This is a genomic window from Streptomyces sp. NPDC093071 (genome assembly GCF_044754545.1).
GTDB lineage: Bacteria > Actinomycetota > Actinomycetes > Streptomycetales > Streptomycetaceae > Streptomyces.
Map to the genome: position 1 here is coordinate 39,712 of NZ_JBIVPH010000015.1, position 12,438 is coordinate 52,149.

At 72.2% G+C, this 12,438-nt stretch carries 10 protein-coding genes; 8 read left to right on the forward strand and 2 right to left on the reverse strand.

Annotated elements, in window-relative coordinates:
• The first annotated feature begins 141 nt into the window (after nt 1-141).
• The 8 genes from hemL to ACIQD7_RS32815 all read left to right on the forward strand — a co-directional run bounded on the left by hemL (nt 142) and on the right by ACIQD7_RS32815 (nt 8,650).
• Nucleotides 142-1,449: a glutamate-1-semialdehyde 2,1-aminomutase gene (gene hemL, locus ACIQD7_RS32780; protein WP_161375144.1), complete on the forward strand. Its 1,308-nt coding sequence runs from the start codon at nt 142-144 to the stop codon at nt 1,447-1,449.
• A gap of 113 nt (nt 1,450-1,562) precedes the next feature.
• The gene (locus ACIQD7_RS32785; protein WP_121828986.1) at nt 1,563-2,210 is read left to right on the forward strand and encodes a histidine phosphatase family protein; all 648 of its coding nucleotides are present in this window, start codon (nt 1,563-1,565) and stop codon (nt 2,208-2,210) included.
• A gap of 257 nt (nt 2,211-2,467) precedes the next feature.
• Nucleotides 2,468-3,736 carry a hypothetical protein gene (locus tag ACIQD7_RS32790; RefSeq protein ID WP_402446699.1) on the forward strand — a complete coding sequence of 423 codons (1,269 nt, stop codon included), beginning with the start codon at nt 2,468-2,470 and terminating at the stop codon, nt 3,734-3,736.
• A gap of 126 nt (nt 3,737-3,862) precedes the next feature.
• Nucleotides 3,863-4,465, forward strand: a complete 603-nt coding sequence (locus tag ACIQD7_RS32795) for a TlpA family protein disulfide reductase (RefSeq protein WP_402446702.1) — start codon at nt 3,863-3,865, stop codon at nt 4,463-4,465.
• Between the two features lie 4 nt (nt 4,466-4,469).
• Nucleotides 4,470-5,207 (forward strand): cytochrome c biogenesis protein CcdA, encoded by a 738-nt coding sequence (locus ACIQD7_RS32800; RefSeq protein WP_121828959.1) that lies wholly within the window; start codon nt 4,470-4,472, stop codon nt 5,205-5,207.
• A 5-nt stretch (nt 5,208-5,212) separates the two neighbouring features.
• Complete coding sequence (locus ACIQD7_RS32805) at nt 5,213-6,985, forward strand: cytochrome c biogenesis protein ResB (protein WP_402446703.1); 1,773 nt, start codon at nt 5,213-5,215, stop codon at nt 6,983-6,985.
• Nucleotides 6,982-8,064 carry a c-type cytochrome biogenesis protein CcsB gene (gene ccsB, locus ACIQD7_RS32810; RefSeq protein WP_121828961.1) on the forward strand — a complete coding sequence of 361 codons (1,083 nt, stop codon included), beginning with the start codon at nt 6,982-6,984 and terminating at the stop codon, nt 8,062-8,064. The genes ACIQD7_RS32805 and ccsB overlap by 4 nt, the downstream gene beginning before the upstream one ends.
• 46 nt (nt 8,065-8,110) lie before the next feature.
• Entirely contained in the window at nt 8,111-8,650 is a 540-nt protein-coding gene (locus ACIQD7_RS32815; RefSeq protein WP_402446706.1) for an SRPBCC domain-containing protein, read from the forward strand.
• Between the two features lie 9 nt (nt 8,651-8,659).
• On the opposite strand, the gene ACIQD7_RS32820 is transcribed toward ACIQD7_RS32815, so the two are convergent.
• Nucleotides 8,660-10,225: an ABC transporter substrate-binding protein gene (locus ACIQD7_RS32820; protein WP_402446707.1), complete on the reverse strand. Its 1,566-nt coding sequence runs from the start codon at nt 10,223-10,225 to the stop codon at nt 8,660-8,662.
• A 4-nt stretch (nt 10,226-10,229) separates the two neighbouring features.
• On the reverse strand, nt 10,230-12,338 hold the full coding sequence (locus tag ACIQD7_RS32825) for a hypothetical protein (protein ID WP_402446709.1): 2,109 nt from the start codon (nt 12,336-12,338) through the stop codon (nt 10,230-10,232).
• Nucleotides 12,339-12,438 lie beyond the last annotated feature (100 nt).

The window sequence follows — 12,438 nt, forward strand, 5'->3', positions numbered from 1 at the left end:
TGGATTCCGTGAGCCATCCCTATGACGCCCCAGTTTCGCAGACGCGGAGGGCGTACGCCCCGGCGTAATACACGGGATGCCCACGCCGTCCCTCCGTTCCCGTTGTCGTGCCCTAAGTCGTTCTCGCAGGTCAGGATCACAGTGCCGTATTCATACGAAGCCCCAGTCTCACAGACGCTTTTCGACCGCGCTTCCCTCGTGACGCCCGGCGGCGTGAACTCACCGGTGCGTGCCTTCCGGGCCGTGGGCGGAACGCCCCGGTTCATGGTGTCCGGTTCCGGTCCGTACCTCACCGACGCGGACGGACGGGAGTACGTCGACCTGGTCTGCTCGTGGGGACCGATGATCCTCGGCCACGCGCACCCGGAGGTCACCGCCGCCGTGCAGGCCGCGGTGGCCCGGGGCACCTCCTTCGGCACCCCCGGCGAGGGCGAGGTGGCGCTCGCCGAGGAGATCGTCGCGCGCGTGGAGCCGGTCGAGCAGGTGCGCCTGGTCTCCTCGGGCACCGAGGCGACGATGTCCGCGATCCGGCTGGCCCGCGGGTTCACCGGACGCGCCAAGGTCGTCAAGTTCGCGGGCTGCTACCACGGTCACGTGGACGCGCTGCTCGCCGCGGCCGGCTCCGGCCTCGCCACCTTCGCGCTGCCGGACACGCCCGGGGTGACCGGCGCGCAGGCCGGCGACACGATCGTGCTGCCGTACAACGACCTGGAGGCGGTGCGGACCGCGTTCGCCGCGAACCCGGGCGAGATCGCCTGCGTCATCACCGAGGCCTCGCCGGGCAACATGGGCGTCGTCCCGCCGGCCGAGGGCTTCAACCAGGGCCTGGCGGACCTGTGCCGGGAGAACGGCGCGCTGTACATCTCGGACGAGGTGATGACCGGTTTCCGCACCTCGAAGGCAGGCTGGTACGGCGTCGACGGCGTCAAGCCCGACCTGCTGACCTTCGGCAAGGTCATGGGCGGCGGCTTCCCGGCCGCCGCGTTCGGCGGCCGCGCCGACGTCATGGGGCACCTGGCCCCGGCGGGCCCGGTCTACCAGGCGGGCACGCTCTCCGGGAACCCGGTCGCGACCGCCGCCGGGCTCGCGCAGCTGCGGCTGCTCGACGACGCCGCGTACGCGAAGGTGGACGCGGTCTCGGCGGAGATCCGGGGCCTGGTCACGGACGCGCTGGCCAAGGAGGGCGTGGCGCACCGGCTGCAGACCGCCTCCAACATGTTCTCGGTGTTCTTCACCGCCGACGAGGTGCGGAACTACGACGACGCGAAGAAGCAGGAGGCCTTCCGCTTCAACGCCTTCTTCCACTCGATGCTGGCCGACGGGGTCTACCTGCCGCCGTCCGCGTTCGAGTCCTGGTTCGTGTCGACGGCCCACGACGAGCGGGCGGTCGAGCGGATCGCCGCCGCCCTCCCGGCCGCCGCCCGCGCCGCCGCGGAGGCGACGGCATGAGCGACGTGAAGAACGCGGGGGAGGCGAAGGACGTGAACGACGTGAAGGACGTAAACGACGTCGTGAACGCGGAGAAGCCCGTGGGCGACGACGACATCACCGTCGTCCACCTGATGCGCCACGGCGAGGTGCACAACCCCGACGGCGTCCTCTACGGGCGTCGCGCCGGCTACCACCTCTCCGAGCTCGGCCGGCAGATGGCGGACCGGGTCGCGGAGCACCTGGCCGGCCGGGACGTCACGTACGTCGTCGCCTCCCCGCTGGAGCGGGCGCAGGAGACGGCGACGCCGATCGCCAAGTCCCACGGCCTGGACCTGGCCAGTGACCCGCGTCTCATCGAGGCGGCGAACGTCTTCGAGGGCAAGACCTTCGGCGTCGGCGACGGGGCGCTGCGCAAGCCGGCGAACTGGAAGCACCTGACCAACCCGTTCCAGCCGTCCTGGGGCGAGCCGTACGTCGAGCAGGTCGTCCGCATGATGGGCGCGCTCGACGCGGCGAAGGACGCGGCCCGGGGCCACGAGGCGGTCTGCGTCAGCCACCAGCTGCCGATCTGGATCGTCCGCAGCTTCGTGGAGAAGCGGCGGCTGTGGCACGACCCCCGGCGGCGGCAGTGCACGCTGGCGTCGCTGACCTCGTTCACGTACCGGGGCGACAAGATCGTCTCGGTGGGGTACAGCGAGCCGGCCCGGGACCTGGTCCCGGCGCACCTGCTCGCGGGCGCGAAGCCGGTCAAGGGGAAGTCGAAGGCCTTCGGGGCGTAGGCCCCTCCGGAAGGCCGGGCCCGTCCGCCGGGTCCGTCCGCCGGGAGGGTCCCTCGGGTCCGGCCGCCGGAACCGTCCGCCGGAAGGGTCCGGCCTTGACGGATCACGGCGCAGGGCGTTCGGATGATGTTCATGTCATCCGAACGCCCTTAAATTTTTGTGCTATTTAACGGGAACCCCCGTGTTCCTCCCCGCATCTCACTGTTTGTCGGTTTGGATGACATTCAGGTCATACGTCAGCGCGAATTGGGGACGACATGCGCGAGATCAGCGGAATCACTCGAAGGGGGCTGCTCGGGGCGGGCGTTGGGGCCGCCGCGGCGATGGGCCTGGCGGCGTGCAGTACCTCGAACCAGGACAAGACGGGCAATCCCGGCCCCAATCGGCCCGGCAAGGGCGGTGACGCCACGGCGGATCCGGCCACCCCCACCCCGACCAAGGACCCCGTCCGGCTCATCGGCGACGGCTCCACCGCCGACACCGGCAGGCAGCCGCGCCAGCCCGACGCCCCCGTCCCGCTCGAACCCGGCCAGACCCCGCCCCAGTTCGTGATCTTCTCCTGGGACGGCGCCGGCGAGGTCGGCAACGGGCTCTTCCCCCGCTTCCTCGAACTCGCCAAGAGCCACGACGCGGCGATGACCTTCTTCCTCTCCGGGATCTACCTCCTCCCCGAGTCGAAGAAGGACCTCTACCGCCCGCCGAACAACCGCGTCGGCGCCTCCGACATCGGCTACCTCACCGACGACCACGTCAAGGACACCCTGAAGTACGTCCGGCAGGCCTGGCTCGAAGGCCACGAGATCGGCACCCACTTCAACGGGCACTTCTGCGGCGGCTCCGGCTCCGTCGCCCACTGGACCCCCGCCCAGTGGCAGAGCGAGATCGACCAGGCCGTGAAGTTCGTCACCGAGTGGAAGACCCACAGCGGCTGGACCGAGCTCGACCCGCTGCCCTTCGACTACTCCAAGGAGCTCGTCGGCGGCCGCACCCCCTGCCTCCTCGGCCAGGACAACCTGCTGCCCACCGCCAAGCGGCTCGGCTGGCGCTACGACGCCAGCTCGCCCGGCGGCCGCCAGACCTGGCCCGACAAGCGCCGGGGGATCTGGGACCTCCCGCTCCAGGCCGTGCCCTTCCCCGGGCACTCCTTCGAAGTCCTCTCCATGGACTACAACATGCTCGCCAACCAGTCGAAGAACACCACGAAGGGGATGCCCTCCCGCTATCCGGGCTGGCGCAAGCAGGCGGCCGAGGCGTACCTCTCCGGCTTCACGCGCGCGTACGAGACGAATCGCGCGCCTTTCTTCATCGGCAACCACTTCGAGCAGTGGAACGGCGGCATCTACATGGACGCCGTCGAAGAGGCGCTCAAGGGAATGGCCGGAAAGAAGGACGTCCGGCTCGTCTCCTTCCGGCAGTTCGTGGACTGGCTCGACGTCCAGGACCCGAAGATTCTCGCGAAGCTGCGCGGCCTGGGCGTCGGACAGAAGCCCACCGGCGGCTGGAACGCCTTTCTCAAGGCCGCTTGACCATTAGCGGGCCCTCCCCTTGGCCGTCCCTCTCGGGCATCCCCCTTAGGCATCCTTGACAAGGTGCTTTACGGGCACGTAGGGGGGTGCCCAAGATCCCCCAAACGCCCATGCGAAACTTTTCACATGAGCCTTAGCCGTGCCCCTCGACGCACCCTCCTCGCCGTCGGAGTGCTGACCGCCGCCCTCGCGCTCTCGGCCTGCGGCGGCGACGACGGTGGCACGACCGGTGGCGGCGGCACGAACTTCGTCACCACCAAGGGCGGCATCTCCACCGCCGCCAAGGGCGAGCGCGCGACCCCGGGCAAGCTCGCGGGCGAGACCCTGGAGGGCGAGCGGCTCGACGTCGCCGACCTCAAGGGCAAGGTCGTCGTCCTCAACGCCTGGGGATCCTGGTGCGGCCCCTGCCGCGCCGAGGCCCCCCACTTCGTGAAGGTCGCCAACGACCTCAAGGGCCAGGACGTCGCCTTCGTCGGCCTCAACACCCGCGACAGCAACAAGCAGCAGGCGCTCACCTTCGAAGAGGACTACGAGGTCCCCTACCCGAGCATCTACGACCGCGACGGCAAGCTGATCCTCTTCGGCTTCCCCAAGGGCACCCTCAGTCTCCAGGGCATCCCCTCCACCGTCGTCCTCGACAAGGAGGGCAAGATCGCCGCCCGCGCCCTCATGGCCCTCGACGAGAAGAAGCTCCGCTCGATGATCGACCCGCTCCTCAAGGAGAAGTGAGCCGGTGAACGAGACGGTCACCAGCGGAGCCCTGCTGCTCGCCCTGCCCCTCGCGGTGCTCGGCGGGCTCGTCTCCTTCTTCTCGCCGTGCGTCCTCCCCCTCGTCCCCGGCTACCTCAGCTACGTGACCGGGGTCACCGGCACCGACCTCGCGGACCGCAGGCGCGGCCGGATGACCGCCGGCGCCGTCCTCTTCGTCCTCGGCTTCACCGCCGTGTTCGTCTCCGGCGGCGCCCTCTTCGGCTACTTCGGGTCCACCCTCCAGGAGTACCGCGAGACGCTCACCACGGTCCTCGGCGTGCTCATGATCCTCATGGGCGTCTTCTTCCTCGGCCTGATGCCCTGGTTCACCCAGCGCGAGTTCCGCTTCCACAGGAAGCCCGTCGCCGGCCTGGTCGGCGCCCCGCTGCTCGGCGCCCTCTTCGGCATCGGCTGGACCCCCTGCATCGGCCCGACGCTCGCCTCCGTCAACGCGCTCGCCCTGGAGCAGGCCAGTGCCGGACGCGGCGCGATACTCGCCTTCGCGTACTGCCTCGGCCTCGGCGTACCGTTCGTGCTCGCCGCCATCGCCTTCCGCAAGGCGCTGGGCGCGTTCGGCTGGGTCAAGCGGCACTACACCTGGGTCATGCGGATCGGCGGCGGCATGATGATCGTCACCGGCGTCCTGCTCCTCACGGGGGCGTGGGACAGCATGGTCGCCACGATGCAGGGCTGGTCCAACGGTTTCACGGTGGGGATCTGAGTTCCATGAGCAAGACCGACGTGACGGAGAGCACCGCCGCCGACGAGGCGTCCGGAGCCGCGCTGTCGACCGCCCCCAGGGAGGACCGCGAGGACGCCGTCACCGGCGGTCCCGTCCTCGGGGTCGTCGGCTGGATCCGCTGGTTCTGGCGGCAGCTGACCTCCATGCGGGTCGCCCTGATCCTCCTCTTCCTGCTCTCCCTCGGCGCCGTGCCCGGCTCCCTCGTCCCGCAGAACAGCGCGGACGAGATGAAGGTGCAGGCCTTCAAGGACGCCCACCCCACCCTCACGCCGCTCTACGAGAAGCTCCAGTTCTTCGACGTCTACGGCTCGGTGTGGTTCTCCGCGATCTACATCCTGCTGTTCGTCTCCCTCATCGGCTGCATCGTCCCGCGCAGCTGGCAGTTCGTCGGCCAGCTCCGCGGCCGCCCGCCGGGCGCCCCCCGCCGCCTCGACCGGCTCCCCGCGTACACCACCTGGCGCACCGAGGCCGGGCCCGAGGAGGCCCGGGAGGCCGCGCTCGCCCTCCTGAAGAAGCGCCGCTTCCGCGCCCACCGGGCGGGGGACGCGGTCGCCGCCGAGAAGGGCTACCTGCGCGAGGCCGGGAACCTGGCCTTCCACGTCGCCCTGATCGTCATGCTCGTCGCCTTCGCCTGGGGCCAGCTCTTCAAGTCCGAGGGCGGCAAGCTGATCGTCGAGGGCGACGGCTTCTCCAACACGCTCACCCAGTACGACGACTTCAAGTCCGGCTCCCAGTTCGGCACCGACGAGCTGGAGCCGTTCAGCTTCCGGCTGGACTCCTTCACGGGCACGTACGAGAAGAGCGGCCCGCAGCGCGGCACCCCCCGCACCTTCGAGGCGGCCGTCACCTACTCGCGGGGCGGGGCGGACGAGAAGGCGGTCATCCGGGTCAACGAGCCGCTGAAGGTGGGCGACTCCAAGGTCTACCTGATCGCCCACGGCTACGCGCCCGTCGTCACCGTCAAGGACGGGCGCGGCAAGACCGTCTTCCACGGCGCCGTCCCCCTGCTCCCGATCGACAACAACGTCACGTCGACCGGCGCGATCAAGGTCATGGACGGCTACCGCGACAAGAACGGCAAGAAGGAGCAGCTGGGCTTCCAGGCCTTCTTCGTGCCGACCTTCGCGGGCGCGGGCCAGGGCACGATGTTCTCGCAGTTCCCGGCGCTGGACTTCCCCGTCATGGCGCTCACCGGCTTCCACGGCGACCTGCGCGTGAACTCCGGCCTCCCGCAGAACGTGTACCAGCTCGACAAGTCCAAGATGACCCAGTTCAAGGACGCGTCCGGCAACAAGCTCGCCCAGCGCCTGCTGCCCGGCGAGACCATGACGCTCCCCGACGGCGCCGGCTCGATCACCTTCGAGAAGGACGTCAAGGAGTGGGCGAGCTTCCAGGTCTCGCAGCAGCCGGGCAACGGGCTCGCCCTCGCGGGCGCGATCGCCGCGATCGCCGGTCTGACCGGTTCGCTCTTCATCCAGCGGCGCCGGATCTGGGTCCGGGCCGTCCGGGGCGAGGACGGCGTCACCGTCGTCGAGATGGCCGGCCTCGGCCGCAGCGAGTCCGCGAAGCTCCCCGAGGAGCTGGCCGACCTCGCGGTCGCGCTCACGGCCCAGGCCCCGCCCACCGCGGAGACTCCGCGAGCCGATCCGGAGGCCGTACCGGAAACCGCCGTGCCGGACACCGCCGTACCGGACACCACGGACCCGGCGGACGCACCCGCGGAAGACCCCGCCCCTTCTGGAGAGGCTGACAAGTGATCCTCGCCGCCACGACCGACGAGAGCCTGGCGCGGATGAGCGACATGCTCATCTACTCCTCGATGGCCGTCTACACCCTGGCCTTCTTCGCCCACATCGCCGAGTGGGTCCTCGGCAGCCGCAGCAAGGTCGGCCGCACCGCCGCCGCGCTCACCTCGCGGACCGCGGCCGCCACCGCCGCCGTGACCGTCCGGGTCAAGCAGGCCGGCTCCACCGCCGTGCTCGACAAGCCGACGGTCGTCACCCGGGCCGCGGCCGGCACCCGCGACGTGCCGGACGGCCCCGGCGCGGCCGGCGGCACGGTCAAGGGCGACCTGTACGGCCGGATCGCCGTCTCGCTCACCGTCCTCGCCTTCCTGGTCGAGGCGTCGGGCGTGGTCACCCGGGCGCTCTCCGTGCAGCGGGCCCCCTGGGGCAACATGTACGAGTTCTCCACCACCTTCTCCACGGTGGCGGTCGGCGCGTACCTCGGCTTCCTCCTCGCCAAGAAGAACGTGCGCTGGATCGGCCTGCCGCTGGTCACCACCGTCCTGCTCGACCTGGGCCTGGCCACCACCTGGCTGAAGACCCCCAGCGACCAGCTGGTGCCCGCGCTCGACTCGTACTGGCTGTGGATCCACGTCTCCACCGCGATCTTCTGCGGCGCGGTCTTCTACCTCGGCGCGGTCGCCACCCTGCTGTACCTCTTCCGCGACTCGTACGAGAACAAGCTCGCGACCGGCGGGAACCCCGGCGCCTTCGCCCGCTCGGTCCTGGAGCGGCTGCCCGCCGCCGCCTCGCTCGACAAGTTCTCCTACCGGGTGAACGCGGCGATCTTCCCGCTGTGGACCTTCACGATCATCGCGGGCGCGATCTGGGCCGGCGACGCGTGGGGCCGCTACTGGGGCTGGGACGCCAAGGAGGTCTGGTCCTTCATCACCTGGGTCGGCTACGCCGCGTACCTGCACGCGCGCGCGACGGCCGGCTGGAAGGGCCGCAAGGCCGCGTACATCGCGCTCATCGCCTTCGGCTGTTTCCTCTTCAACTACTACGGCGTGAACATCTTCGTGAGCAGCAAGCACTCGTACTCCGGCGTCTGACCCCGCCGCGCTGGCACCGCTCCCGCCCCTGGGCGACGCTGGAACCATGAGCGAGATATCCCGGGGCAGGAGCGAGACCCACGACGGCGACACGCACCTGCTGCGGTTCACCGTCGAGCTGCCGCACCCGCCGTCCGAGGTCTGGACGGCCGTCACCACCCCCGAGGGCCTGGCGCGCTGGCTGTGCGCGGCGGACCCGCTGGAGCCCCGGCTCGGCGGCCGGGTCGTCCTCCACCGGCTGACCAGCGGCGACACCGAGGACCCCGGGCAGGTGACCGCCTGGGACCCGGAGAGCGTGGCCGAGTACACGGTCGATCCGACGCACGGCCGGATCCGGTTCCACCTGGAGCCGGGCCCGGGACCCGGCGGCGACGGATCGACCGTGCTGCGTTTCACCAACGAGCTGCGGGGCCCGCCGGAGCACCGCCTCGACCGGCTCGCCGCCTGGCACGACCACTTCGAGTGGCTCGCCCGCGCCCTGGACGGCCACCCCGCCGACTGGCGGCAGCGGACGTCCGAGCGCTGGCTCCACCTGCGGGAGCTGTACGAGCGGGACGCGGCGCGCTGGCCGAAGTGGGAGCCGTAGGACCGCGTCTCACCCGCGCTTCGGCGGCAGGCACGGCGCCGCCGGCGGGCGTCCCTCCGGCCAGGCGATCTGCACGAAGCGCTGCGAGCCGTTCGGGGCCAGCTCCACGATCGGGACGGCCTTGTTGTACGGGTTGCCGTAGTTGTCCAGGCAGATCCAGCCGCTCGCCCCCTCCACCCGCAGCGAGCCTTTCACCTGCGGCCACTGGGTGGCCACGTCCGCCGCCGCCGGGTGCCGGGCCCCCTGCGGGGTGGCCTGGCGGATCGCGTGGACGGCCGTCGCCATCGCGTCGTACGCGATGATCGCCTGCCCGTCCGCGAGCGCCGGCGGCTCCTTCGCGCCCCGCGTGACGTCGCCCAGGAAGGTCGCGTACGCCTGGGGGGAGCCGCCCGTGGCCGGGACCTTCCGCCCCTCCGCCGGCACCCAGGCGTCCGGGTGGGCGAGCGCCGCGTATCGCACGGTCAGCTTCGACCTCAGCGCCTTCCGGTCCAGCTTCGCGTCCGCGCCCAGGTACGAGCCCTCGTCGCCGGTCAGGACGGTGAAGGCCCGGTGGGCGCAGCCGCGCGCCCCGAGCGCGTTGATGAACTGGCGCAGCTGGGTGTGGCGGCCCGCGAAGAAGACGGTCTCGGCGCGGGTGTCGCAGATCAGATGGGTGATCTGGCGGAAGGTGTTGGCGGTGGTGCCCTCCTCGTTGGCGTCGGCGGGCGAGGTGAACAGCTCGGGGTCGTGCGGGGCGCCCTTGAGGGTGGCGGCGAAGGCGGCCTTCAGGGTGTCCGTGTAGTGGTCGCCGCTGCGGGTGTCCTGGACGAGGAGCGCCTTGGCGGCGTCCACCCTCCCGAAGTGGGCCAGGGCCTTCGCCTCGTCGCCGTTGGTGGGCGAGACGCGGGCGAGACCGGGAAATCGGTCATTCCCTGGGGCGTTGGCGATGTCGTCGGCGGTGATGGTGGTGCCGACGACGGCGATCCCGGCCTCGGTCAGGGCGGTCACCGCCTCCCGGACCTCGGTGGAGGAGGTGGCGACGCCGGAGACGGCCCGGAGCCGGTCGGCGGAGTCCTTCATGGCGATCAGCCGGTCGACGACGGGACGCCAGTGGGCGTTGCCCTTGCCGGTGTTGGCGAGGACGAGCCGGATCTTGGGCAGCTCCTCGTTGGACTCGTGGTTGGCGCGGTACTGGTAGGCGTGGGCGCCGCGCAGCTCGTTCAGCATCTTCAGCCGCATCCCGCCGTCGGTGGAGGTCAGCGGCAGCAGCAGGGCGACGGTCACGTGGTCGTCGGGCTTGAGCGTGGCGTTCTCGGCGCCGATGTCCCGGGCGATCGCGCCCAGTTCGCCGATCCCGAAGTCGTGGCCGTCGCCGTTGACGCCGACGCACTCCCCGCTGCCGGCGGGGCGCTCGACGCCCACCGCGCAGGAACGGTCCTCCGGGGTGGTGAGGCGGACGACGCCGTACCCGCCGAGGCCGAGGACGACGGCGGCCGTGACGAGGGAGGCGACGAGCTTCTGGCGGGGGGTGCGGACGCGGCGGCGGAGCCGGTCGAGCGGGCGGAGGGTCGGGCGGTCGGTCACGCGGTCGGGCATGGCGTCAGACTCCGTCCTCGCGGCCCGGCGGCAGCGAGAGCTCCCGCCGGGCGCGGATGTCGCGCGGCCAGTGGGTGGCAGCGTCCCAGAGGGCGCCGCTGCCCGACAGATGACGGCCGGAGAGCCGGCGCAGCTCGTGCGCGAGCCGGTCGGCGACCTCGTCGTCGGGCAGGGCGAGCGGATCGGTGAGCAGCCATACGGCGTGCAGCAACCGCCGCAGGGAGAGGTGCAGTTCGACGCCGTCGGCGTCGAGCCCGGCGGGCAGCTCGCCGGTCGGGTCCTGGCCTCCCGGCGGGGCCTGGCCTCCCGCCGGGGCTTGGCCGAGGGCGAGCGCGCGGCGCGGATCGGGCCCGGCCGCGTTCCGCTCGCGCGGGTACGGGGCGGAGGCGACGAACCGCAGCCGCCCGAGCCAGCCGAGGACGTCCGGCTCGGGGAAGGTGGTCCGCAGATGGGCGACGGCGTCCTCGGTCCGCCCGAGCGCCAGGTCGTGATGGAGCCGGTACGGGCTCGGGCCCGGCCCGTAGTGCCGCCGCAGGGTCTCGTGGACGGCGTGCCAGGCGGCGTAGCGCGGATGGTCGCCGTCCTCGAAGCGCAGCCGGTGCAGGAGCAGGGCGCGCAGCAGCGGATCGGCCACGAAGTGCCGGGAGCCGGGCGCGGACGCGGCCCAGTCCTCGGCGCGCAGCCGGTCGCGGACGCGCAGCGCCACGTCCCCGTCCAGGGACTCGGACGCGAGCCGGGCGTGGGCGAGGACCCGGGCGGACTCCTCGTCGTGGGCGGCGGCGAGCACGGCGTACGGGCCGGGCCGGGGCACCGGCAGCAGCTCGGCGAGCAGGGCGGGGGCGACGGGCACCGGCGGGGCGTCCTCGCGCAGCTCCACCGTCAGGTCGAGCAGCCGGCCCGGGGTGAGCCCGGGCTTCAGGGGCGCGGGGGCCTCCCCGGCGGCCCGCCCGAGGAGCGCCACGCCCAGGGGGCGGCCGCCGGTCAGCCGGTGGACCGCCGGGGCGAGCGCGGCGGGGGTGCGGCCCGCCGGGTCGTACCGGTCGAAGGCGGTGCGGGTCTGGGCGGGGGAGAGGGGCGTCAGTTCGACGGCGAGGATGCCGGAGCCGACGCTCGTCCCGCGTGGGCAGGGCGCCCGGTGCGCGGTCTCGGGCAGCCGGGTCCGGGTGGCCTGACGCAGTGCCTCGTGGTCGCGGACCCGGGAGGCGGCGAGGACGACGAGCCGGTCCCGGCGCCCCTCGGCGGCGCGGGCGCGCAGGATCGGCTCGACCAGCTGCCGGCCGAGCGGCTCGTGGGCGTTGTCGAGGAGGAGCAGGGGCCGGCCGACGCGGGTGCCGCGCCGGAGCCCGGTGTAGGCGTGGAACAGGTCCTCGGTCAGCGCCCCGACGAGGAAGGCCTCGGCCTCGCTCCGGCGCCGGCCGCCCTGCTCGAAGTCGTTGGCGAGCTGCTGGAGCCCGGCCTTCCCGCGCCCCCCGGCGTTGCGGTATCCGCCGTACCACCCCTCGGCGGACCGCTGCATCCGCCCGAAGACCTCCTCCAGGACGGTCTCCACGGTCGCCTCGGCGAGCACTCCGGCGAGCGGGGCGGCGGTCTCCGCGAAGGTGGCGGCGAGCTTGGCGAGGACCTTGCCGACCCAGTGGGCGGCGGCGCCCCGGGTCGCGTCGACGGTCGCGAGGAGCGGCCCGAGCCGCTGGAGGTCGCGCCGGGCCCGCTCGTCGTCCTCCCGGGACCAGCCGATCGCGGCGACGGCCACCAGCCCGAGCGAGAGCCGGGGGAACCGCACGGGCCGCGCCCCGAGCACCTTCGGCGAGAACTGCACGGCCAGCTCGGACAGCGCCCCGGTGAGCGGGGTCCAGCCGGGGCCGTGATCGGCGGGCGGCTCGACGTGGGCGCAGTCGAGCAGCGCGAGCGGGGTGTACCCCCGGTAACGGTTCCTGACCTCCTTCAACAGCGCGGTCTTCCCGGTCCCGCGCCCCCCGGTGAACACGGTCACCGGCGGATCGTCCCCGTGCTCGTACGCCACCCGCGAGCCCCCGTGCCGGGTGAGCCCGCAGAGCCGCGCGACGAGCCCGCCGTCGTCCAGGGCCGCCTCGCGGCCGTACAGCTCCCTGTCCAAGCCCCGCCACCCCCGTAACAGTCAACTCAAGGATATCGACGGTGTGTTGGGAAAGCGGTCGGCTTTTCGAGTCCGTTGTGGATTCGTGGCGGTCCTGTGG

Bases quoted from the DNA above. Each gene is read 5' to 3' on its own strand.
- ACIQD7_RS32785 (WP_121828986.1), top strand. From the start codon at position 1,563: ATGCGCCACGGCGAGGTGCACAACCCCGACGGCGTCCTCTACGGGCGT.
- ACIQD7_RS32790 (WP_402446699.1), top strand. From the start codon at position 2,468: ATGCGCGAGATCAGCGGAATCACTCGAAGGGGGCTGCTCGGGGCGGGC.
- ACIQD7_RS32795 (WP_402446702.1), top strand. From the start codon at position 3,863: ATGAGCCTTAGCCGTGCCCCTCGACGCACCCTCCTCGCCGTCGGAGTG.
- ACIQD7_RS32805 (WP_402446703.1), top strand. From the start codon at position 5,213: ATGAGCAAGACCGACGTGACGGAGAGCACCGCCGCCGACGAGGCGTCC.
- ACIQD7_RS32815 (WP_402446706.1), top strand. From the start codon at position 8,111: ATGAGCGAGATATCCCGGGGCAGGAGCGAGACCCACGACGGCGACACG.
- ACIQD7_RS32820 (WP_402446707.1), bottom strand. From the start codon at position 10,225: ATGCCCGACCGCGTGACCGACCGCCCGACCCTCCGCCCGCTCGACCGG.